The 21,741-nt window shown below is 60.8% G+C and carries 20 protein-coding genes and 1 pseudogene; 15 read left to right on the top strand and 6 right to left on the bottom strand.

The features are described 5' to 3' along the window. Positions 1 to 45: 45 nt before the first annotated feature. Positions 46 to 465 (bottom strand): EVE domain-containing protein, encoded by a 420-nt coding sequence (locus tag NQF87_RS04800; protein WP_266127276.1) that lies wholly within the window; start codon positions 463 to 465, stop codon positions 46 to 48. Positions 466 to 681: 216 nt separating this feature from the next. Here NQF87_RS04800 and ccmC point away from each other — a divergent pair, with 216 nt between their 5' ends. From ccmC to NQF87_RS04750, 10 genes are all read left to right on the top strand, one after another. After that, positions 682 to 1,425 (top strand): heme ABC transporter permease CcmC, encoded by a 744-nt coding sequence (gene ccmC, locus NQF87_RS04795; RefSeq protein ID WP_266127275.1) that lies wholly within the window; start codon positions 682 to 684, stop codon positions 1,423 to 1,425. Continuing rightward, positions 1,422 to 1,613 (top strand): heme exporter protein CcmD, encoded by a 192-nt coding sequence (gene ccmD, locus NQF87_RS04790; RefSeq protein WP_266127274.1) that lies wholly within the window; start codon positions 1,422 to 1,424, stop codon positions 1,611 to 1,613. Before ccmC ends, ccmD begins: the two co-directional genes overlap by 4 nt. Positions 1,614 to 1,646: 33 nt before the next feature. After that, positions 1,647 to 2,195 (top strand): cytochrome c maturation protein CcmE, encoded by a 549-nt coding sequence (ccmE, locus tag NQF87_RS04785; RefSeq protein ID WP_266127273.1) that lies wholly within the window; start codon positions 1,647 to 1,649, stop codon positions 2,193 to 2,195. Between the two features lie 19 nt (positions 2,196 to 2,214). Further along, positions 2,215 to 4,215 (top strand): heme lyase CcmF/NrfE family subunit, encoded by a 2,001-nt coding sequence (locus tag NQF87_RS04780; RefSeq protein WP_407652008.1) that lies wholly within the window; start codon positions 2,215 to 2,217, stop codon positions 4,213 to 4,215. Further along, positions 4,212 to 4,811 (top strand): redoxin domain-containing protein, encoded by a 600-nt coding sequence (locus tag NQF87_RS04775; RefSeq protein ID WP_266127271.1) that lies wholly within the window; start codon positions 4,212 to 4,214, stop codon positions 4,809 to 4,811. The genes NQF87_RS04780 and NQF87_RS04775 overlap by 4 nt, the downstream gene beginning before the upstream one ends. Beyond that, a complete protein-coding gene (locus NQF87_RS04770) occupies positions 4,808 to 5,263 on the top strand; it encodes a cytochrome c-type biogenesis protein (RefSeq protein WP_266127270.1) in 456 nt (151 codons plus the stop codon). Before NQF87_RS04775 ends, NQF87_RS04770 begins: the two co-directional genes overlap by 4 nt. Positions 5,264 to 5,270: 7 nt before the next feature. Further along, positions 5,271 to 5,735 carry a c-type cytochrome biogenesis protein CcmI gene (gene ccmI / locus NQF87_RS04765; RefSeq protein WP_266127269.1) on the top strand — a complete coding sequence of 155 codons (465 nt, stop codon included), beginning with the start codon at positions 5,271 to 5,273 and terminating at the stop codon, positions 5,733 to 5,735. Continuing rightward, positions 5,732 to 6,106 carry a hypothetical protein gene (locus NQF87_RS04760; protein ID WP_266127268.1) on the top strand — a complete coding sequence of 125 codons (375 nt, stop codon included), beginning with the start codon at positions 5,732 to 5,734 and terminating at the stop codon, positions 6,104 to 6,106. The genes ccmI and NQF87_RS04760 overlap by 4 nt, the downstream gene beginning before the upstream one ends. A 95-nt stretch (positions 6,107 to 6,201) precedes the next feature. After that, positions 6,202 to 7,869 carry an NAD-dependent malic enzyme gene (locus NQF87_RS04755; protein WP_266127267.1) on the top strand — a complete coding sequence of 556 codons (1,668 nt, stop codon included), beginning with the start codon at positions 6,202 to 6,204 and terminating at the stop codon, positions 7,867 to 7,869. Positions 7,870 to 7,908: 39 nt separating this feature from the next. Next, on the top strand, positions 7,909 to 9,315 hold the full coding sequence (locus NQF87_RS04750) for a class II fumarate hydratase (protein WP_266127266.1): 1,407 nt from the start codon (positions 7,909 to 7,911) through the stop codon (positions 9,313 to 9,315). Between the two features lie 817 nt (positions 9,316 to 10,132). Here the strand turns inward: NQF87_RS04750 and purF are convergent. The 3 genes from purF to NQF87_RS04735 all read right to left on the bottom strand — a co-directional run bounded on the left by purF (position 10,133) and on the right by NQF87_RS04735 (position 12,651). Then, entirely contained in the window at positions 10,133 to 11,575 is a 1,443-nt protein-coding gene (purF, locus tag NQF87_RS04745) for an amidophosphoribosyltransferase (RefSeq protein WP_266127265.1), read from the bottom strand. Between the two features lie 139 nt (positions 11,576 to 11,714). Further along, entirely contained in the window at positions 11,715 to 12,269 is a 555-nt protein-coding gene (locus NQF87_RS04740) for a CvpA family protein (RefSeq protein ID WP_266127264.1), read from the bottom strand. Positions 12,270 to 12,318: 49 nt separating this feature from the next. Next, positions 12,319 to 12,651 (bottom strand): hypothetical protein, encoded by a 333-nt coding sequence (locus NQF87_RS04735; RefSeq protein WP_266127263.1) that lies wholly within the window; start codon positions 12,649 to 12,651, stop codon positions 12,319 to 12,321. 288 nt (positions 12,652 to 12,939) lie between these two features. On the opposite strand from NQF87_RS04735, the gene NQF87_RS04730 reads away from it, so the two are divergent. The 4 genes and pseudogenes from NQF87_RS04730 to NQF87_RS04715 all read left to right on the top strand — a co-directional run bounded on the left by NQF87_RS04730 (position 12,940) and on the right by NQF87_RS04715 (position 17,378). Further along, positions 12,940 to 13,203 (top strand): hypothetical protein, encoded by a 264-nt coding sequence (locus NQF87_RS04730; protein ID WP_266127262.1) that lies wholly within the window; start codon positions 12,940 to 12,942, stop codon positions 13,201 to 13,203. A gap of 363 nt (positions 13,204 to 13,566) precedes the next feature. Next, positions 13,567 to 14,621: pseudogene (locus NQF87_RS04725) on the top strand (Hint domain-containing protein). 148 nt (positions 14,622 to 14,769) lie between these two features. Then, a complete protein-coding gene (locus NQF87_RS04720) occupies positions 14,770 to 15,477 on the top strand; it encodes a hypothetical protein (protein WP_266127261.1) in 708 nt (235 codons plus the stop codon). Further along, positions 15,474 to 17,378, top strand: coding sequence for a ShlB/FhaC/HecB family hemolysin secretion/activation protein (locus NQF87_RS04715; RefSeq protein ID WP_266127260.1), 1,905 nt, complete (start codon positions 15,474 to 15,476; stop codon positions 17,376 to 17,378). The genes NQF87_RS04720 and NQF87_RS04715 overlap by 4 nt, the downstream gene beginning before the upstream one ends. On the opposite strand, the gene hemA is transcribed toward NQF87_RS04715, so the two are convergent. Then, the gene (gene hemA / locus NQF87_RS04710) at positions 17,375 to 18,583 is read right to left on the bottom strand and encodes a 5-aminolevulinate synthase (protein ID WP_266127259.1); all 1,209 of its coding nucleotides are present in this window, start codon (positions 18,581 to 18,583) and stop codon (positions 17,375 to 17,377) included. The genes NQF87_RS04715 and hemA overlap by 4 nt on opposite strands. A 197-nt stretch (positions 18,584 to 18,780) precedes the next feature. On the opposite strand from hemA, the gene NQF87_RS04705 reads away from it, so the two are divergent. Next, positions 18,781 to 20,043, top strand: coding sequence for an MFS transporter (locus tag NQF87_RS04705; RefSeq protein ID WP_266127258.1), 1,263 nt, complete (start codon positions 18,781 to 18,783; stop codon positions 20,041 to 20,043). 8 nt (positions 20,044 to 20,051) lie between these two features. Here NQF87_RS04705 and NQF87_RS04700 read toward each other — a convergent pair whose 3' ends face one another. Further along, positions 20,052 to 21,677 carry an NAD(P)/FAD-dependent oxidoreductase gene (locus NQF87_RS04700; protein ID WP_266127366.1) on the bottom strand — a complete coding sequence of 542 codons (1,626 nt, stop codon included), beginning with the start codon at positions 21,675 to 21,677 and terminating at the stop codon, positions 20,052 to 20,054. Between the last annotated feature and the right edge of the window lie 64 nt (positions 21,678 to 21,741).

The raw sequence follows: 21,741 nt of genomic DNA, 5'->3' as shown, positions 1-21,741 counted from the left end.
ATCTCCTCTTTCCGGAGCGGCCGCCCGAAAGGGCCGGTCCGTCATTTACTGTGCTTTTTCCCACTGCCCCCTGCGGGTCAGGTAGGCGAATTCTTCCTCCGTCACTGGGGCAACAGAAAGGCGGGACTGCCTGAGCAGTGCCATGTTCTCCAGGGCCGGGTCCGCCTTGATCTCCGCCAGCGAGATGGGGTTGAGGAAGGCACCATCAGCCTTCACGTCCACACAGACCCAGCGGGGATCATCCGCCGTCGGGTCCGGGAAGGCCGCCCGCACGACCTCGACCACGCCCACGATGCGCTTTTCCGTCACGGAATGATAGAACAGTGCCCTGTCCCCGCACTTCATGGCGTTCAGATTGTTGCGGGCCTGATAGTTCCGCACGCCCGTCCACGGTTCAACATCATTCTTCACCTGCTCCTCCCACGAAAAGGAGGCCGGTTCTGATTTGATCAGCCAGAAGGCCATGCGTCACTGTCTCCCTGTTGTCCGGGCCGGGACGTCCAGTCTTTTCCGTCCGGCAGACCATACGTGCAGCCATATCGTGTATAGCATTCCGCTTTACAATGCCTCACTTCAGGGCTTTTTCAAAGCGTGCCGCTCCTGCGTCCACCGTGACCGGCGGCGGCATGGTGTCATTTTTTTCATTTCTCTTCCCTGCCGGAAGCCGCCATACTCCACCCCATGCGTCCTTCTCCTTCCTCTTCGGGCCGATGGGCACAGAGTCCGGCCCGATTCCTGCACGTCACCCGCCCCGTCACGGTCCCCTGCCTGCTTCTCGGGCTGACCGTGCTGGCCACGGGGCTGGTCTGGGGGCTGTGCTTTGCCCCGGCAGACTGGCAGCAGGGCGAAACGGTCCGCATCATGTATCTCCATGTTCCCATGGCGTGGCTGGCCTCCGCAGGCTATGTGCTGCTGGCCCTCTGCGGAGTGCTGTCCTTCGTCTGGCGGCATCCGCTGGCCGGTGTCATCGCGCTTGAAGCCGGACCACCGGGTGCCGCCGCCGCCGCCCTGTGCCTGATCACCGGGTCTCTCTGGGGGAAACCGGGTTGGGGAACATGGTGGGTCTGGGATGCACGGCTGACCTCCATGCTCGTGCTCTTCTTCCTCTATGTCGGGCATATCCTGACCATCCGGGCCTTTGACGACCCTATGAGGGGCCAGCGTGCCGCCGCCCTTCTGGCTCTGGCTGGCGTGGTGGACCTGCCCATCATCAAATTCAGCGTGCAGTGGTGGAACACCCTGCACCAGCCTGACAGCATCACTCTGACCGGGGCACCGGCCATGTCCATGAGCATGTTCCACCCCCTGCTGGTCTGCACGCTCGGCTTCACCCTGACAGGCCTTGCCCTGCTGCTGATCCGCACCCGTGCCGCCCTGCTGGAACGCCGTGCCCAGTCCCTCGCCCTGCGGGAGCCACCGGCATGATTCAGCCCTCCCTCTGGCCCCCTCACTGGGGCTTCGTGCTGGCCAGCTACGGGCTGGTCATCACGGTCCTGACCGTGATGGTCGGCAGCAGCCTGTTCCGCCTCCGCCGTGCCACGAAAAGGCTTGCCCTCCTGCAACGCCTTCAGAAAATGGCGGCCGATCAGCCTGACAGGCAGGAAAATGATTAACAGCCTGCCTTCCTGTCTTTAAACGGAAACGTCATGTCTGCGTCACTTTCCTTCTCCCGCCGCAAAACCGGGCGTTTCTGGATCATTCTGGCCTGTCTTCTCTGCCTTGGCAGTGCGGCAGGCCTGATCCTCAACGCACTTTCCAGCACCATCGTCTTCTTCATGGCCCCGTCACAGGTGGTGGCCCATCCTCCTGCCCCTTCCCAGACCATCCGGCTGGGCGGCATGGTGGTGGCAGGCTCCCTCCATACCAGCCATGCCACGGACAGCACGCCGGAAGCCCGCTTTGACGTAACAGACGGGCAGGCTGCCGTGACCGTACAGTATCAGGGCATCCTGCCGGACCTGTTCCGGGAAGGGCAGAGCGTGGTGGCTCTGGGCCGGTATGACGGACACGGCTTCACGGCCAGTGAAGTCCTCGCCAAGCATGACGAAACCTACATGCCCAAGGAGGTCGCCGATGCCCTCCAGAAAAGTGGCCGATGGAATCCCCGTTTCGGGCCGCCCCCCGATGCCGCCAGCTGGAACAGCATGACCGCTCCCCCGCCCATCCAGACGACCGGATCGGGGGCCACGGAGTGACATGACCACACTGGCGACCCTGTTCTGCCCCGAGGGCGGGCATTTTGCTCTGGCCCTCGCCTGCGCACTAGCCTTCATGCAGGGTGTCCTGCCGCTGATCGGCCTCCGCCGGGCTGACAGCCCCCTGACGGCTCTGGCCCGCCCTCTGGCACTCAGCCAGTGCCTTGCCCTGCTCTTTGCCTGGACCTGCCTCATCGTCGCCTCCCTGGGAGATGATTTCTCCCTGAAGCTCATTGCCGAGACCTCCGCCATCAGCAAACCGTGGGTCTACAAGATCGCCGGCCTCTGGGGCAATCATGAAGGCTCGCTGCTGCTCTGGGTCACGCTGCTGGCCCTGTGGTGTGCAGGGCTGGCCCTGCTCCCCGGCCAGAATGCCACCCGGCCGGAGAGGCTGCCCTGCCGCCTGCGTGCCCGGCTTCTGGCCCTGCTGGGGCTGGTGGGGGCGGGCTTCCAGCTTTTCTGCCTGACGACCTCCAACCCCTTCCTGCGGCTCTGGCCTGTTCCGGCTGACGGAATGGGCATGAACCCGCTCCTTCAGGACCCCGGCCTCGCCGTGCATCCGCCGCTGCTCTATGGCGGTTATGTCGGCTTTGCCGTGCCCTTCGCCTTTGCCATCAGTGCGCTGCTGGACGGAAAAACCGAGGCACTCTGGGCACGCTACATGCGCCCGTGGGTCATCAGCGCATGGGCGTTGCTGACACTGGGCATCACCCTTGGCTCATGGTGGTCATACTCCGTGCTGGGCTGGGGGGGATACTGGTTCTGGGACCCGGTGGAAAATGCCGCCCTCATCCCGTGGCTGACGGGCACGGCCCTGCTCCACAGCGTTCTGGTCGTGGAGAAACGCAACCTGCTCCAGGGCTGGTGCCTGCTGCTGGCAATTGCCACCTTCGCTTTTTCCCTCTCCGGCACCTTTCTGGTGCGATCGGGCATTCTCAATTCCGTCCATGCCTTTGCCAATGACCCGGCCCGGGGACTGTTCATTCTGGGCCTGCTGGGCCTGTATGGCGGAGGGAGCCTGCTGCTCTTTGCCATCCGTGCCCCTGCCCTGCCTGTCCCGCAGACAGGCTTTTCTCCCCTTTCCCGGGAAGGTGCCCTGCTGCTCAACAACATCCTGCTCTGCACGCTCTGCGCCGTCGTGCTGACGGGGACGCTCTATCCGCCCTTCATGCAGCTTCTCTTTGGCCGCACCCTCTCCGTTGGCAAACCCTTCTTTGATGCCACGACCATTCCGCTCACCCTGCCGCTGCTGGCCGTCATGGGGGTGAGCATGGCCCTGCCGTGGCGGCAGGCCAGAGCGGACAGGCTCCTGCCCCGTCTGGCCCCGGCCCTGCTCATCACTGCCGGAGCCATCCTGCCCGCCTTCTGGCTGTTCCCCACGCCTCTGGCCGCTTCTACCGCCCTGCTGGCACTCTGGGTCATCAGTGCGGCCCTCTGTGACCTCGCCCTGCGCCTTCAGGCCCTGCCGAAAGGTGACCGTCAGCTTCATCGCCTGCCCCGCAGCCTCTGGGCCGCCAGCCTTGCCCATATCGGCGTGGGCGTGACCATCCTCGGCCTCTGTGGCATGGCGGGCAGTCAGGAACGTCTCATAGAGGCCAGACCCGGCACCCATGCCACGCTGGCCGGTCGGGACTGGGCACTCACGGCCCTGACAGCCCATCACGGCCCCAATTATGAAGCCGTGGAAGCACATCTGACCATCCGTCAGCGTGACACTCACGGGCCGGTCCTTGCCGAGCTGACGCCACAGATCCGCCTCTTTCCCCAGCAGGGCCAGCGCACGCTGCATGTCGCCATTCTTCACCGCCCGCTGGAAGACCTCTATGCCGCCCTTGGCAGCGTGAAGGAAGAGCATGACCCGCAGGGACAGGGCCATTACACGGCCATCCTGCGCCTGCATGAAAATCCCCTGGCCTCATGGATATGGCTGGGCGGCATCATCATGGCTCTTGGCGGCGTGCTGCATCTTCTGCCCGCACGGCGGCGTCTGATACACTCGGCAGGGAAGGCCCGGGCATGAAGCTGACACGCCGCCATCTTCTTGCCGCCCTTCCCGCTCTGGGAGCTGCCGGGCTGGGCGCAGGGTTTGTCCGTATGCTGCACGGGTTGAATCAGGGGCATTTTGACCCCAGAGCCATCAACACCCCCCTGACAGGCCAGCCCGTTCCCGACTTCCCCACTCTATCGCCTCTGCCTGATGCACCCGCCCTGCCCGGTCTGGCCCGCGAGAACTTCCAGAGCCTGAAACAGCCGGTTCTGCTCTTCATCTGGGCCTCATGGTGCCTGCCCTGCGTGGAGGAAATACCCTTCATCCGCCAGCTCGCCACCTCTCTGGTGAACAGGACCGCTCCGCTGGCTCTCTGGGGCCTCTGCTATAAAGATCAGCCTGCCAGTGCAGCCCGCTGGCTGGAACAGGCAGGTAATCCCTTCACTCGGCTGGGCATGGACCAGGAAGGGCAGGCCGCCATAGACTGGGGCGTGACCGGCGTGCCGGAAGCCTTCCTCATCATGCCCGCCCCGCAGACCGGGGGACGGATTGTCTGGCACAGGACGGGTGGACTGACGGACGCCCTCTATCAGGCCCATATCCGCCCGCATCTGGAGGGAACGCCATGAGACGGCTGCTGCTGGCCTTCTTCCTGCTGCTCTTCACCATCCCGGCCTCTCTGGCCGTGGACACGCCGGATGAAATGCTGCCCGACCCGGCCCTTGAACAGAAAGCCCAGCAGATCGGCCAGCAGCTCCGCTGTCTTGTCTGCCAGAATGAGAGCATCGAGGAGAGTTCCGCCCCTCTGGCCAGGGACCTCCGCCACATCGTCCGCCAGCAGCTCCAGCAGGGACATTCCCCGAAGGACATCGAAGCATGGATGGTCCAGCGTTATGGGGAATTCATCCGCCTGCGTCCCGCTTTCTACGCCGTGACGGCTCTGCTCTGGCTTATGCCCGTACTCAGCCTTATGGTGGCCTTGGGACTGGCACGCCGCCTCTGGCGCCGTTCCGCCCCTTCGCCCGCACCCCTGACCCCGGAAGAACGCCGCACTCTGGACAGCCTGCTGAAAAAGGACTGACCCCACCATGTCACTTCTGATCGTCGCCTTCATCTGTCTGTTCATCGGGCTGCCCATCGGCCTCAGCCTCATCATGCGGGCACGCCTGTCCTCCCAGACGGAAGACCCGACCCTGTCCCTCTACCGGCAGCGCCTTGATGCGCTGGAACGGGACCGCCATGCCGGCCTTCTGGAAAAACAGCCCTATGACACCGCCCGCATCGAAACGGAACGGGAGATCATCAACCATGTCTCCACGCCGCCCCGGAGCCTGTCCGGCTCTGGCAATGCCCACAGGATCATCGGCCTTGCCACCCTGCTGCTCATCCCCGTGCTGGCCCTGCTGCTCTATGCCATCAACGGCCAGCCTTTCTTCGGGCCACAGCCTGCCAGCCAGATTCCGGCTTCGGCATCAGCCTTCAGGACATCGCCCATCATGCCCCCCATCAGCACCATGACACCACCTCCCAGCACACAGGGCAGCAAACCATGAAATCCAGCCTCTCTCCCTTCGCCCGCCTGACCCGCAGTGCCGCCACACGGCTGGACAATGCCACACATGCCCTGCCCCGGCGCAGCCTGAGTGCCTGCCCCTGCTGCCATCAGCCCATCCAGACCACCGCCAGCCACTGCTCCCACTGTCATGCCGAGAAACATTATGGCCCTGTCAGACGGGAGAACCTGACCTGCTCCCTGTGCGGGCTGGCCCTCATCCTGGGCCTCACCCGGCTGCTCTTCCCGCAGCTTTTTGCGCCATTCTCCTTCTGGGTCATCCCGCTCATGCTGGGAGGGCTGGTCACGGGCTTCATCTTCGCCCAGTTCCGCTTTGCCGGGGACCGGTGGCTGCGGCTTAACAGAGGATGAAAAACGGGGGATGAAGGCGGGTTCCTTTTCACCCCCCATGAGCCTATCATCGCCCCCGTTTTCCAGCCTGCCATGATTCCGGAGGATCATACCCGATGTCCGCTACGCCTCATTCCCGCCCCGTCACCCAGCGTGGCATGGCAGTGCTGAATGACCCGCTTCTCAACAAGGGAACCGCCTTCCCGTGGGAGGAGCGTACGGCCCTGGGCTTGCATGGTCTGCTGCCCTCCGGCATTCATACTCTGGAGGAGCAGGTCACGCAGGCTTACGAAACCATCATGAGCACGACCGACATTCTGGAACAGCATGTCCGCCTCCGCTCCATTCAGGACAGTAACGAGACCCTCTTCTACGCCCTGATGCAGAAGCATCTTACGGAACTCATGCCCATCGTCTACACGCCGGGTGTCGGACATGCCTGCCAGGAATTCTCCCGCATCTGGCAGAAACCACGGGGCATTTTCCTGTCCGGAGCCGACCGGGGCCACATGGCGGACCGTCTGGCTGCCGTCCCCCATGATGACATCCGCCTCGTGATCGTCACGGATGGTGAACGCATCCTCGGGCTGGGCGATCTGGGAGCCAATGGCATGGGCATCCCCATCGGCAAACTCTCCCTTTACACAGCCTGCGCCGGAATCAACCCGGCCCTGATGATGCCCGTCATGCTGGATGTCGGCACGGACAACGCCACGCTCCGCAATGACCCCACCTATATCGGCAGCCGCAGCCCCCGCCTGCGGGGCCAGGATTATGATGACTTCATCGAGGAATTCGTCACGGCCCTGCTCGGTCGCTGGCCGGACTGCCTGCTGCACTGGGAGGATTTTGCCGGACGCAATGCTGCCCCGCTGCTCCAGCGGTACCGGGACCGCCTGCCCAGCTTCAATGATGACATCCAGGGCACGGCAGGCATCGCCACGGCCGCCATTCTCAGTGGCCTGAAAGCCAAGGGCGAAACGCTGGCACAGCAGTGCATTGCCTTTGCCGGTGGCGGGGCCGCTGGCATCGGCATTGCCGAACTGCTTCTTGCCGCCATGAAAGCAGAAGGACTTTCGCAGGAAGACGCTCTGAAACGCTTCTACATCACTGACCGCAACGGCCTGCTGACCCACGACATGGAAGGGCTGAGCGAAGGACAGGCCCTCTTTGCCCGTCAGGATGAAACCTCCCAAGACGGACAGGGGCGCACACTGGCAGACATCATCAGCCAGAACCACCCGACCATCCTGATCGGCGTTTCCGGGCAGGCGGGTCTCTTCAAGGAAGGGATGATCCGGGACATGGCCTCACACTGCACCCGTCCGCTCATTTTCCCGCTCTCCAACCCGACCAGTCATGTCGAAGCCACGCCTAGGGACATCCTGACATGGACAGCCGGACGGGCCATCGTGAGTACGGGCAGCCCCTTCACGCCAGTCGAAATTGACGGGCGCAGCATCCCCATTGACCAGACCAACAATTCCTACATCTTCCCCGGCCTCGGGCTTGGCGCGCTGGCCTGCGGAGTAAAAACCATCAGCGAAGGGATGATCATGGCGGCCGCACAGGCCGTGGCAGCCCTCTCCCCCCTGAAAGCGGGCGGCACCACGCTCCTGCCCCCTCTGGAGGGCATTCAGGACGTCGCCCTGCATGTAGCTCATGCCGTGGTCCGGCAGGCACAGGAAGAACAGCTCTGCCCTGCCTTTGATGATGCCGCCTTGCAAGACGCCCTCTCCGCCCTGAGCTGGAAGCCCCATTACCAGCCTTATCAGGCAGCCTGACCCCTTCTTTTTCACTCCCTTCCGGCAGGACCTCCCTTCATGGCAAACCGCACAGAAACCGATGGCCTCGGCCCGATTGACGTTCCCCAGACAGCCCTCTGGGGGGCGCAGACCCAGCGTTCGCTGCGCTATTTCAGCATCGGGCAGGAACTCATCCCCCGTGAAATGATCGAGGCCTATGCCATTCTCAAACGGGCCTGCGCCGTGGCCAATGCTGCCAGCGGACGGCTGAAAAAGGAAAAGGCGGACCTCATCGTCCGCATCTGTGACGAGATCATGAGCGGGATGCATGACCGCCACTTTCCACTTCATGTCTGGATGACCGGCTCCGGCACGCAGTTCAACATGAATGTCAATGAGGTCATCGCCAACCGGGCCAGCCAGATTACCGGCCAGAAACTGGGCAGCAAGAAGCCGCTGCACCCGAATGACGATGTGAACATGGCGCAGTCCACCAACGACACCTTCCCCAGTGCCATGTACATCGCCAGTGCCCTGACGGCCCACCGCCGCCTGATCCCCGCTCTGGAGCGGCTTCACGGAGCCATCGCCCACAAGGCAGCGCAGTGGAAACATATCGTGAAGGTTGGCCGGACACATCTTCAGGATGCCGTACCCATCACGCTGGGACAGGAATGGGAAGGCTATGCCGGAATGCTGGAAGACAATCTCCAGCGGCTGGAACAGGCCCGGGACGGGCTTCTTCCACTGGCCCTGGGGGGGACGGCCCTTGGCACTGGCGTGAATACGGACCCCCAGTTCGCCGCACGGGCCTGCAAAGAGATTGCCCGCCTCACCCAGCTGGACTTCTCCAGCGGAGCCAACAAGTTCGCCCTTCAGGGGGCACATGATGCTCTGGTGCATCTGTCCTCCACCCTGCGGACACTGGCAGGCAGTCTTTTCAAGATCGCCAATGACATCCGCCTGCTCGCCTGTGGCCCCCGGGCCGGCCTTGGTGAACTGAACCTGCCGGTGAATGAACCCGGCTCTTCCATCATGCCTGGCAAGATCAATCCGACACAGGCCGAGGCCCTGACGATGCTCTGCCTTCAGGTCATAGGGAATGACGTGGTCGTGGGCATGGGTGGTGCCAGCGGAATGCTGGACATGAACGCCTATAAGCCCGTAATGATCCAGAACATCATGCAGAGCCTCACCCTCCTGCACGATGGCATGGAGAACTTCCGCCGCTTTCTCATTGAAGGCACGACGGCCAATGAAAAGCATATCCGCCAGCAGCTCGACCATTCCCTCGTGCTGGTTACGGCTCTTTCCCCCAGCATCGGCTATGACAGGGCCTCACAGGTCGCTCATCATGCCGTGGAACACGGTCTCAGCCCCCGCCAGAGTGCCCTGACTCTCGGCTTCATGACAGGCGAAGAGTATGACCGTGTTGCCGACCCGAAACTGATGCTCCAGCCCAACATCACGCTTCCCAAGGCATGACCTGAGTATCGTCTGACAGACAAGAAAAAGGGCCTGACGGCATGTTCCGTCAGGCCCTTTTTTCATGTCTCGCTGCTGCGGAGACTGGGGCCGTCCGTTCCGGACAACCCCGCCATCTCAGAACCTGTAACGGACGTTCCCGTACCCGCCGAAGCTGGTCTGACGCCCGCCTATTAAGCAATTCAAGAAATCAAAACCACTCATTACCTTCCCTTCTTGCCTGCATCCTGCTCCATGTTATATTGTGGCAGGCCTCCGCTTGAGGCCAACAATCTCCCTTACGTCCTCTAAATACATATCAGCATAAACAATCCTTATATCATATCAAAACATACAGGACATCATATACCCCCCAGAACACCATTATTAAATACAAGTCACTACACACCATGTGAAAAACATCACAAAATAACATTCCAAGGTGTTATTACAATTTTTGTCGATATTTTCCCTTCTCTTCTTAAAAAAATTAAATTATATCTCCCCATTGCTTATTTTTCTATATACAATAAAATAAACATGGAAGAGAATCAATGTAAATATTTAAATTTTTCCCGACCATACCATTATCCAGCCCGCTCCTAGATATAAATATAAATCATGAACCTAACCTATTTTATCTCATTATATTTTATTATATCTATAATTCTCATTTTAATTCAAATTACTCAGTATGAACTCATTGTATCACATCTTATAATCACCATTACACTCGTAAATCTTAAACATGCCTCATCCATAATAATATATACTTGATAAGTATTTTTTCTCATGTAGCATTCATGCAAGCTTCTCCTGAATAGCTCTGACGAGCCTCTTACTGCTGGATCAGCTTGCCTTCCTTATCCACAAGCGTGATAGGATAATCACCGGAGAAACAGGCGTCACAGTTCGTGTGGTTCTCTGCAGGACGCCCCTCACGGCCAAGAGCACGATACAGACCATCAAAACTGATGAAAGCCAGACTGTCCGCATTGATGGCCTTGCACATCTCCTCCAGCGAATGACGAGCTGCCAGAAGATGCTTCTCGGAAGGCGTATCAATCCCGTAGAAACAGGGATGTTTGGTCGGCGGAGAGGTGATGCGCATATGCACTTCCTTCGCACCGGCAGCCCGGACCATGTCCACGATCTTGCGGGATGTCGTGCCACGCACGATTGAATCATCCACCAGAATGACCCGGCGGCCTTCCAGCACGGCCCTGTTGGCAGAGTGCTTCATCTTCACGCCCAGATTACGGACCTGATCGGTCGGCTGGATGAAGGTCCGGCCTACATAATGGTTCCGCACGATGCCCATTTCATAGGGCAGGCCGCTCTCATGCGCATAGCCAATGGCAGATGGAACCCCTGAATCCGGCACGGGCACGACGATATCGGCATCCACCCCACTCTCACGTGCCAGCTCGCTGCCGATGCGGGTCCGTACCTCATAGACGGACTGGCCCTCCAGAACGGAATCCGGCCGGGCGAAATAGATATATTCAAAGATGCAGAAACGCCGCCCGACCTCACCAAAAGGCCAGAGGGACTTCACACCCTCGGAGTTGATGACGACAATCTCACCCGGCTCAATGTCACGCACATAGTCCGCACCGATGATGTCCAGCGCACAGGTCTCGCTGGCCAGCACCCAGCCGCCCTTCTCCTTCTCATGCCCCGGCATACGGCCCAGCACCAGAGGACGCACGCCCAGCGGGTCCCGCATCCCCAGCATCCCGTTTTCCGGTGTCAGGGTGATGAGCGAATAGGCCCCCTTGATCTTCTTCGCCGCATCCATCAGCCGCTCAATCACCGTGTCATACAGTGAAATCGCAATAAGATGGACGATGACTTCCGTATCCATCGTAGAGTGGAAAATGCAACCCCGCTGCACCAGTGCCTTGCGCAGGGTGGCCGCATTGGTCAGGTTGCCGTTATGTGCCACGGCCAGCCCGCCAAAGGCATAATCAGCATAGATGGGCTGGACATTCCGCACGTGAGTGCCACCCGTCGTGCCATAACGGTTATGACCGATGGCGGCCTCACCCGGCAGACCCGCAATGACATCCTGATTGCCGAACACGTCCCCCACCAGACCAAGAGCCTTGTGCTGGTGGAAAAGTTCGCCATCAAAGCTGACGATACCTGCCGCCTCCTGACCACGATGCTGGAGGGCATGCAGGCCGAGAGCCGTCAGTGCTGCCGCATTCGGCACACCCCAGACACCAAAAACACCACATTCCTCGTAAGGACGACTGGACGATTCAGGAAAAGACATATCGATGGAGCAAACCTGACGGGCGAATCCCGCTCTCTCTGAGTGGCACAGCGGCACAGGCAGCCAACCCCTTGAAAAAACTGGTCATTCCCCCACGTCAGGGATGCCTGTCCGTCAGGGTGATGCCTGCGACCCCCCTTCAATGGCTATTCGATGGCAGAAACGCAAGATGTTCCGACCATGAAAGCGGTATATAACCCTGCAAAAAAGCCACACCCCGCACGATGAAGGGGGCAAGGACACTCCCCTGCATGGCGGCCTCCAGCCAGTCCTGTGCCAGATAGCTGCCGGCACAGAAAAGCAGGACCAGCACGACATACCCCCGCACCAGCCCGAACCCGGTCCCCAGCAGCGCATCCAGCGGCCCGGAGAGCAGCCCCCTCATGCCCCGGGCCAGCTGGGTCGTCACCAGATTCAGGATGATCATGACGAACACGAACAGCCCCAGGCGGCCACCCCAGATGAAAACGGGCGATCCCTGAAAAGACGGCGCAATGAACGGCCCCAGATGGGCCAGGACCGGCCCGCCCCAGCGGCCGACCAGCCAGAAACTGCCAACCCAGACAAGCAACGCTCCGCTCTCCCGCGAAAGACCCCGCACCAGCCCCCAGAGGGCCGAAAGGCCGATGAGAGCCAGAATGCCCCAGTCCATCAACCCCAGATGTTCCAGAAATGTCCCGTGCAGGCCTGTCATTGCGGCTCCATCACTCCCCCACCATGAATCCCGTAATATCCGCCTACTGTCAGGGCAGCTTGGTGGACCGGTAACGCCCCCCCTTGCGGGCACGGATGCCACGTTTGAGCAAATCGGATGAAAGGTCAATCCGCTCGTTCAGTTCCCGCCAGATGGCCGTTTCATCAACATCATGCTGCCGCCATATCTTCTGTATCTCCAGCAGGAACAGGGCACTGTCATCCACCAGTGCCTTCGGCTCCTCATACAGATAGTCCAGAAGGCAGTCCGTGGCCTGCTCGGCCAGTATCTTGCATTCCTGCCCGTCCTTGCCGTTCCTGGTGTCATCCACGACAGGCCCATGCCCCGCAGATCGTGTCATGCTGGCCTTGATCATATCCATCCGATCCCTTCCTGCAAAAGAAGATAAGGCATAGAGAGCCATCACCCTAGCCTGACTGGGAAAATAACCCCAATACCCACCATTTCAGGTCGAAAGCCGCTTCTAGTCCCAGTAATATGATCATTTACAAAAAGTAAAAAATGAAATTCCTGTTTAAATTATTGCAGGCCATCCATAAACCTTCCTGAAATACACCACAAAAATACCACAGAACCCACGTTACCATCACTCTGCTTCATACTAGGTCATCAGACTGACAGGCTCGCGCCCTGAGAACAGAGGAAGATCATGACTCTCACATGGGACAAATCGCAAGAGTACTCCAATCAGGCTCCCAATGCAGGAAAATACAACACTTCTGGTGCCCCCGGTTTCTGGTTTGGTCCTGCGATCATTCCTTCTGCCCCGGACCCTGACGGACAGGTTTCCTACAGGCCGACCACACTCAATGCGAATTCGCAGATCAGTCAGAATCAGCCCGTCTACAACCTGTCAGTCTCCGGCGGGACGTCCGTCAGCCAAGCGGGGGACCAGGTCACGATCAACATGTAGATTCCCGGCACGAATGCGACCGTGCAGGTAACGGGGGCCTATGTTGGGGAATTTTCCTACAAATACGTTCCTCACCCCACACCTGCCATCATTGCAGAGTTCCAGCTCACGGGCGTCTCCTCCATCAACACGCGGGATGGCATCCTGACTCCCGCAGAATCTTCCGGGCTGGCCGCACTGGCCCAGGCGACGAGCACGGGAAAATATGCCGTCTATCTCCAGATTTTCCCCTGCACCAGCACTGATTCCGTCATTCAGGGCAATCCGGCAACGCCAGGCTCCCCCGTGACGCTCAGCACCGCCACATGGGACTTCAATGCGTGTGCGACCGCCATCATCATCGCCTGCTTCCTGCCCGGCTCCATGATCGCCACGGAAAACGGTCCGAAGACGGTTGAAACTCTTGCCGTTGGCGATCATGTCCTGACCGGTCCTGTCGGCAGCCAGATACCGGAAACGGTGACATGGGTGGGGCGTGGCTATGTCACGGTCCAGCCTGACCTTCCGGACGACCGTGCGGGCTATGCTGTCTGCATCAGCAGGAACGCTCTGGGAGAGAACTGCCCGGATGCCGACCTTTATCTGACATCAGAACATACACTCATCTCAACGGTCACTTCGTGCCGGTACGGATGCTCGTCAATCACCGGTCCATTTTCTATGACCGTGACCTTCTCTCCTACGACTATTATCATTTCGAGACAGCACGCCACAGCATCGTCCATGCCAACAATGTGGCCACGGAGAGTTACCTCAGTTCCGGCAGCAGCCGTCGCAGCTTCCACGACATGAGCTTCCAACAGCAGGGGAACATTGTGACCTTTCCACCGTCCAAAAGCTGGGAAAAGGATGCCTGCGCCCCACTCGCCGTGGACGTCGCCTCCATCCAGCCCCTTCATGACATGCTGGACAGCCGGGCACGGTCTCTCGGCTTTGCCCGGCAGGTACCTCCCGTCACCCTGACGCCGGATTCAGACTTCCATCTGGTGACCGATACGGGAGAGGTGCTTTACCCCATCCGCCGTGTGCGGGATCAGGCCATCTTCCTTCTACCGGAAGGGGTCTGCTCCCTCCATCTCCGTTCACGCACGAGCCGCCCCTGTGACACGGTCGGGGTCTATGTGGATGACCGCCGCAATCTTGGTGTGCTCGTCGGGACGGTGGAACTCTATCAGGGCAGCCAGACACACTGCCTGATCCACCATCTGACGGACCGCCATGCCCTCGGCTGGGATGTGGTGGAAAGCAGCCCCTGCCGCTGGACGAACGGCAATGCCTTCCTGTCTCTGGAGGGTGTCCCGGCCATCCGTGAACGGGACATGCTGTCCATACAGCTCATCGCTGAAGGACCCTATGTGGACAGGACACAGACAGCCGTGCCGACCATTGCTCTCCCCAGAAAGATGGCCACGTCGTAAATTCTGACGCAGGCCTTTCCTGAAATCCGCAGGAAAGGCCTGAATGGCCGCTGAGGCCGGAATTTCTTTTCCCACATTAAAAAATACTTTATACAGCCCCCGTCTGTGAACGACTGCCATTGTCTTCCACAACAGGGGATCATGTTTCATGGATGCGTCATCCACAGCCTTCCCGGCGGGATTTCTGCTGCCTGCCGCCCTGTCCTGTCTGCTGTGCTTGCCCTTCACACACCCCGCTCTGGGGCAGAATGTGCCCGTCGCAGGCTATTCCCCCGGTGCCCGGAGTGCCACGACAGCCAACACGATGCTCGACAGCGTGGTCGGCAACTCCCATTCCCCCATAAAGAAGCAGACCAGCATCACCGGGGAACTCTACCGGGTGGCGGCTGACGGGACCGTCACGGCCCCCAACGGGCTGATTGTCTCTCCCGGTGGCTGCCAGACACCCGGAACCGGACGCCTGTCCACGGTCCATGAAAAGACCATGCCCCATCCCCATTACCGCTTCGGCACCCTGCGCCACGGCAAGGGGTTCGAAACGGTGACCATCGGCGTGAGTGAACAGCCAAGCCTCACCACCACGGGGCAGAAAGTACCCCGAACACGCCGTGCCACCCTCAATGCCTCTTTTGGCCCGACCGGACTATATATCCTGCCGGAACCCTGCTCCCGCACCAATCCCAGTGACCGTGCCCTGACACTGGATGCCGCCGCCAGCCTTGCCAGTGCCGACGGCAACGCCTTCACCCTTGCCGGGAACCGCTCCCACGAAATTCCCATCAATGCGGCCCGGACCCTGCCCGATGGCGACATAGAGCTGCGCAACAGTGCCCTGACCGGTCCTGCCACCCCGTGACCATCCGCAGCACACGGCTCATCCCCCACAGACACCGGATTGCCCCCGTCCTCCAGCGCACGGCCATGCTGGCCCTCCTGCTGCTTCCATGCCGGATGATGGCACAGGGCGTTCCTCCGGCCTCCACTCCGGCGGGCATTCCCATGACGGCCCTGCCCACCTCTCTGGGCATTTTCGACCACCATACGATCGGTGCCCCCTCCGCCAACACCACAGGCACCGAACCGGGGGACGGGCTGGATCATGCCACCCCGCCACCAGTGGAGCATATCCCGCAGGGGCCTGCCGGCCCCAACCCGTCCCCCCATCTGGAAAATACCGTTGCCCTGCCCAGGCTGGAAGCCGTCATCCTCCAGCCAGCAGGACAGAAAGGCAACAGGACCGCCCAGCAGCCCATCTCGTCAGAGGGCCTGCGCCTGAGCCATTCGCCCACACTCTACCGGCTCATTCTCCCCTATATCGGCCATCCGCTGACCTTCCAGAAAATGCATGAGCTGACGGGGGCCATTGCCGTCTTCTTCCGCCAGAATGACCGGGCTTTCATCAGCGTGACCGTTCCTCCCCAGCGCGTGCATGAGGGAGTCCTGCATATTGATGTCTCGGAATATCATCTGGAGCGCATCACCGTACACGGCAACCGCTGGACACCCGCATGGCAGGTCCGCCAGGCCAGCAACCTCACGCCCAACCAGACCATGGCCCTGACAGCCCTCCAGACCGATCTGGACTGGCTGAATCTCAACCCCTTCCGCACGGCGGACCTCATCTACCGTCCCGGCAGCCACCCCGGCAGCACGGATGTGGACATCAACGTGACGGACCGCTTCCCCGTCTATGGCTATGCCGCCATGAACAACCAGGCGGACCGTTCACTGGGCCGCCTCAACTGGTATGCAGGGGCCTCATGGGGCAATGCCTTCGGGCTGGGGCAGATACTGACCTACCAGTTCAACCGTACCTTCATGGACCGCTTCGACAACCATACGGGAAGCTGGACCATTCCGCTCTTCGGGCATAATGCCCTGCAGATTTTCGGCAATTATGCCCTCTCCCACCCGACCAGCAACACACCGGGCCTCATCAACCGTGGTCTCAGCGGACAGGCCTCCATACGCTGGCTGCACATGTTCGACCATGTCGCCCTTGGCCGTGATGTCGGGCTGGATGGCATGATCCAGCTCGGTTTCGACTGGAAGAGCACCCACTCCGACCAGTTCTACCACAACCACACCATCACGCTCTCCAAGGCGGACACGGCCCAGTTTGTCGTGGGCTATACAGGGTCCCTCCAGGACCCCTGGGGGCAAACACAGATCAACAACCAGTTCTTCTACGGTCCCGGCGGGCTGATGAAGAATGACACACGGCGGGCCTATGAGAGCATCTTCCCGCTCTCCAGTCCCAATTACGTCTATGACCGGCTGATGCTCACCCGCACGCAGGACCTGCCCTATGGCTTCTCCTCCACCACCAAGGTGACCTTCCAGCGGGCCAGCAAAAACCTGCTCTATAGTGAACAGCTGATGATTGGTGGCATGGGCAATGCCCGGGGCTATTTCGCCAACACCTCTTTCGGCAGCAATGGCAATGCCGTCAGCGAAGAAATCTTCAGCCCTGCCCTGTCCCTGCTCAGACTGGCCCACCTGCCCACCCCGGGGCAGCCGGACAGCAACAAACTCGGCATCTTCTGGGACTGGGCCGACAACCGGCAGGTCCGCCATGTCGGCACGGGCGCACGGGCAGCCACCCTCGCCAGCGTGGGTGCCGACATCACCGGCAGCCTGAACCGGCATGTCAACATCACCTTCGATGCCGGCATCCGCCTCCGCCGCATCCACACGACGGAACTGGCCAACCGCCGTGGGACATTCTGCGACTTCCAGATCGTAGGGGGATTTTAGGCCGCTGAACGGGGCAGCTTCAGTTCCGTCCAGAGCGTATCCAGCGCACTGACCAGAGAATCCAGCTCTTCTTCCGTGTGAAGCGGGCCAGGTGTCAGACGGAGACGTTCCGTTCCACGGGGAACGGTCGGATAGTTGATGGGCTGGAGGTAATGGCCGAATCGTTTCAGCAGGCTGTCCGTCAGCTCACGGCAGAGGGTGGCATCCCCCACCATGACCGGCGTGATATGTGACTGGCCGGGCATGTACGGAATCTTCACGGCTTCCAGCTTCTTCCGCAGCAGGGCCACGGCCTCACGCTGGCCTTTCCGCTCGGCATCACTGTTCCGCAGATGGCGGACACTAGCCAGCACGCCAGCCGCAATCATCGGTGGCAGGGACGTGGAGAAAATGAAGCCTGAGCCAAAAGACCGCACGAAGTCGCACAGGGCCGCAGACGCAGCAATATAGCCACCCACCACACCATAGGCCTTGCCCAGCGTGCCCTCGATGACCGTCAGACGATGTTCCAGACCACGTTCCTGCGCCACGCCGCCACCCTGCGGGCCATACATGCCCACGGCATGGACCTCATCCAGATAGGTCATGGCGTTATAGCGGTCGGCCAGATCGCAGATTTCCTCGATCGGGGCGATGTCACCATTCATGGAATAGACGGATTCAAAGGCCACGATCTTCGGCGTGTCCAGCGGAAGCTCTTTCAGCTTGGCTTCAAGGTCTTCAAGGTCATTATGCCTGAAAATCCGCTTTTCCGCACGGGAATGACGGATGCCCTCGATCATGGAAGCATGATTGAGTTCATCCGACAGCACGACACAGCCCTTCAGCCGTGAGGCCAGTGTCCCCAGCGTCACCCAGTTGGACAGATAGCCGGAATTGAAGAGCAGGGCACTTTCCTTGCCATGCAGGGCGGCCAGCTCTTTCTCCAGCGCAACATGGTAATGGTTCGTACCGGAGATGTTGCGTGTCCCCCCTGCACCAGCACCGCTTTCATCCAGAGACTTATGGATGGCGGCCAGCACGTCGGGATGCTGCCCCATGCCCAGATAGTCATTGGAACACCAGACGGTCACATCCCGCCCGACACCATGATGGAAGGCTTTGGGGAACCTGCCAGCGTGACGTTCCAGCTCCGCAAAATAACGGTAGCTGCCGTCAGCATGGAGGCCGTCCAGCGCAGTCTGGAACAGGGTATCGTAATTCATAGATATTGCTCTCCTCAGTGGCCTCACTTTATGGCTCACCTTCCAGAAAGCAAGGTTTAAACACTGTTATAAACGAAAACATGATTACAGACTGTTTCAAACAGGACTATCTGACTACAGTTTTCCGGATCACTCCTTTATAGCTGGTGGCCTCACTGCTCCCTCATGTGGAGAGCGTTTCTTGCCGGAGGCCTGTCTTGCCTGTTTCCGCTTCTTCCCCCTCCCCGGATGACCGGCCGGGATTCAGTGCCCTGCTGCCCTACTGGCAGGTCACTCTTGCCGCCTTCAGTGGCTGGTTTCTCGATGCTTTCGACCAGACCGCCCTGATGTTCACCCTGCCCGACATTGCCAGGGATTTCGGCTGCACGCTGGCCGCTCTTGGCAGCGTTTTCCTCGCCCAGGCTCTGGGCCGGGCCGTCGGCAACACGGGCTGGGGATGGCTGTCCGACCGCTTCGGCCGCAAGCCCGCCTTCACGCTGGGCATCCTCTTCTTTGCCCTCTTCGCCGCCCTGACGGGGACGACCCACAGCATCACCATGCTGGTCATCATCCAGTTTCTCTTCGGGATCGGCTTCGGCGGGGAATGGACGGCCTCTGCCACCCTGCTAATGGAGAGCGTTCCCGGTCCATTGCGGCCTCTGGCCTCCGCCACCATGATGTCAGGCTATGAGGTCGGCTACATGGCAGCAGCAGGGGCACAGGCCCTCATCCTGCCCCATTATGGCTGGCGGATCATGTTCTTCATCGGGCTGTTACCGGCCCTGCTCATCATTTTCATCCGCTTCCGGGTGAAGGAAAGTCCCCTCTGGCTGGCAGCGCAGGAAGAAAAGAAAAAACAGCAGACCGGACGGACGGAAACACCCGCTGGCTCTTTCTGGAAAACGGCCCGGCAGTTCTGGAACGGCGCGGCTTCCCAGGCCATTGCCTTCATGTGCTTCCTGGAGTTCCAGAAGGCCGCCCTCTATACTTTCTACCCCACCATCCTGCGGGACAGCCACCATCTCAGCCCCCAGCTCATCTTCTGGCCCGTGGCCCTGTACTGCCTTGGGTCCCTGACCGGGAAAATCCTCTGCGGTGCGCTGGCCACACGCTTCGGGGAAGGCATCGTCATGCGGGCGGCACTGATCGGCGTCATGCTGCTGATCGTCCCCTTCCTCAATGCCGGACCGTGGGCCATCCTGCTGGCCTCCGCCTTTTTCGTCGGGGCGGCGGCGTCCGGCGTCTATGCGCTTGTGCCACATTACCTCTCCCAACGCTTCCCTGATGCAGGCCGCAGTGCGGGCATGGGCACCAGCTATGCCGTCGGGTCGCTGGGGCAGGGCGTGGCCGGGCGTCTCGTCCCTTCCCTTGCCCCGCTGGTGGCTGGCCTGCCCATCGCTGCCACCCTCTGCGTCCTGTCCGGCACGCTCATCAGCATTGGCGTGACACTCTTCCGCCCGAAGGGTGTGCAGGATTTCTAAATGCACCATCACTCCATCCCATAAGAAGCCACCAGCCATTCTGCCACACGGATGCCATCAATCCCTGCCGAGAGGATCCCCCCTGCATAGCCAGCCCCTTCACCCGCCGGGAAAAGCCCCCGCAGGGCCGGACTCTGCCCCGTGGCATCACGCTCAATCCGCAGGGGCGAGGATGTCCGCGTTTCCACACCGGTCATCACGGCATCCTCCATGCTGTAGCCTTTGATCTTCCGCTCGAACCGGGGCAGGGCTTCACGAATGGAGGCCACCACGAAATCCGGCAGACAGCAGGCAAGGTCAGTCGGCGTGACACCCGGCTGATAGGATGGCACGACCGTGCCCAGAGAGGTGGATGCCCGCCCGGCAAGGAAGTCCCCCACACGCTGTGCCGGGGCACGATAATCCCCGCCCCCTGCCACGAAGGCAGCCTTCTCCCACTGACGCTGAAAGGCGATCCCCGCCAGCGGTTTATCCGGGAAATCCACACCGGGGCGGACTTCCACCACGATGCCGCTATTGGCATTCCGCTCCGCACGGGAATACTGGCTCATCCCGTTCGTGACGACCTGATCTTTCTCCGAGGTCGCCGCCACGACCTGCCCGCCGGGACACATGCAGAAGGAATAAACACCCCGCCCCGTACTGGCATGATGCACCAGCTTGTAATCCGCCGCACCAAGCAGAGGATGACCCGCCTGCGGACCGAAACGGGCCACGTCAATCACCGCCTGCGGATGCTCGATCCGCACCCCGATGGAGAAAGGCTTGGCCTGCATCGGCACGCCGCTTTCATGCAGCATGGCGAACGTATCCCGTGCCGAATGGCCAACCGCCAGAATGACCCGGTCCGCCTTCAGCACCTCCCCCGTGGAGAGGCGCAGCCCCGTCACCTGCCACTCTTCCCCCTCACTGGAAACCGTCTCGATCCCTTCCAGCCTTGTCTCGAAACGATATTCCCCGCCCAGAGCCTCGATCTGCGCCCGCAGGGACTGCACGACCGTCACCAGCCGGAAGGTACCGATATGGGGTTTGGAAAGGGTGAGGATTTCTTCCGGCGCACCGGCCTTCACGAATTCTTCCAGCACCTTGCGGCCCAGATGGCGGGGGTCTGACACGCCGGAATAAAGCTTGCCATCCGAGAACGTCCCCGCTCCCCCCTCACCGAACTGCACGTTGCTTTCTGCCGTGAAGCGGGATTTCCGCCAGAGGGCAAACGTATCAACCGTGCGGTCCTTCACGGCACGGCCACGCTCAATGATGATCGGTTTCAGCCCCGCCTGTGCCAGTACGAGAGCCGCCATGAGACCACAGGGGCCGGCCCCGATCACGACAGGGCGCAGCGCACCATCTGCCACATGAGGCGGCGGGACAGGGGGAAGCCAGCGCATGTCCGGTGTCTGACGGACATGCTGGTCCCCGCTGAAACGCTCCAGCACCGCTTCCAGATCACGCAGCTCACAGTCCAGCGTGTAGACGAGCTGGATGTTTCCCCGCTTCCGGGCATCATGGCCCCGGCGGAAGACGTGACAGGCCAGCAGCTCATCTTCCCTAATGCCCAGACGGGCCACAATGGCCGCCTGAAGCTCTTCCGGCGCATGGTCGAGAGGCAGGGCAAGGTTGCTGAGGCGGAGCATGGGGACGAGACGGGGGGATAAGGCAGTCATGCCCGTTCCTTTAGAGCCAGCACCGGGGCACTGG

The sequence above is a fragment of the Bombella dulcis genome (assembly GCF_026385505.1).
GTDB lineage: Bacteria > Pseudomonadota > Alphaproteobacteria > Acetobacterales > Acetobacteraceae > Bombella > Bombella dulcis.
This window is presented reverse-complemented; position numbering and strand designations above follow the sequence as displayed.

What these genes read in the sequence shown, in the direction of transcription:
- NQF87_RS04750 (WP_266127266.1), top strand. Translation starts at nt 7,909, where the DNA reads ATGGCAAACCGCACAGAAACCGATGGCCTCGGCCCGATTGACGTTCCC.
- ccmC (WP_266127275.1), top strand. Translation starts at nt 682, where the DNA reads ATGCGTCCTTCTCCTTCCTCTTCGGGCCGATGGGCACAGAGTCCGGCC.
- purF (WP_266127265.1), bottom strand. Translation starts at nt 11,575, where the DNA reads ATGTCTTTTCCTGAATCGTCCAGTCGTCCTTACGAGGAATGTGGTGTT.
- NQF87_RS04740 (WP_266127264.1), bottom strand. Translation starts at nt 12,269, where the DNA reads ATGACAGGCCTGCACGGGACATTTCTGGAACATCTGGGGTTGATGGAC.
- hemA (WP_266127259.1), bottom strand. Translation starts at nt 18,583, where the DNA reads ATGAATTACGATACCCTGTTCCAGACTGCGCTGGACGGCCTCCATGCT.
- ccmI (WP_266127269.1), top strand. Translation starts at nt 5,271, where the DNA reads ATGTCACTTCTGATCGTCGCCTTCATCTGTCTGTTCATCGGGCTGCCC.
- NQF87_RS04800 (WP_266127276.1), bottom strand. Translation starts at nt 465, where the DNA reads ATGGCCTTCTGGCTGATCAAATCAGAACCGGCCTCCTTTTCGTGGGAG.
- NQF87_RS04770 (WP_266127270.1), top strand. Translation starts at nt 4,808, where the DNA reads ATGAGACGGCTGCTGCTGGCCTTCTTCCTGCTGCTCTTCACCATCCCG.
- NQF87_RS04775 (WP_266127271.1), top strand. Translation starts at nt 4,212, where the DNA reads ATGAAGCTGACACGCCGCCATCTTCTTGCCGCCCTTCCCGCTCTGGGA.
- NQF87_RS04760 (WP_266127268.1), top strand. Translation starts at nt 5,732, where the DNA reads ATGAAATCCAGCCTCTCTCCCTTCGCCCGCCTGACCCGCAGTGCCGCC.
- NQF87_RS04720 (WP_266127261.1), top strand. Translation starts at nt 14,770, where the DNA reads ATGGATGCGTCATCCACAGCCTTCCCGGCGGGATTTCTGCTGCCTGCC.
- ccmD (WP_266127274.1), top strand. Translation starts at nt 1,422, where the DNA reads ATGATTCAGCCCTCCCTCTGGCCCCCTCACTGGGGCTTCGTGCTGGCC.
- NQF87_RS04730 (WP_266127262.1), top strand. Translation starts at nt 12,940, where the DNA reads ATGACTCTCACATGGGACAAATCGCAAGAGTACTCCAATCAGGCTCCC.
- NQF87_RS04755 (WP_266127267.1), top strand. Translation starts at nt 6,202, where the DNA reads ATGTCCGCTACGCCTCATTCCCGCCCCGTCACCCAGCGTGGCATGGCA.
- NQF87_RS04735 (WP_266127263.1), bottom strand. Translation starts at nt 12,651, where the DNA reads ATGGATATGATCAAGGCCAGCATGACACGATCTGCGGGGCATGGGCCT.
- ccmE (WP_266127273.1), top strand. Translation starts at nt 1,647, where the DNA reads ATGTCTGCGTCACTTTCCTTCTCCCGCCGCAAAACCGGGCGTTTCTGG.
- NQF87_RS04700 (WP_266127366.1), bottom strand. Translation starts at nt 21,677, where the DNA reads ATGCTCCGCCTCAGCAACCTTGCCCTGCCTCTCGACCATGCGCCGGAA.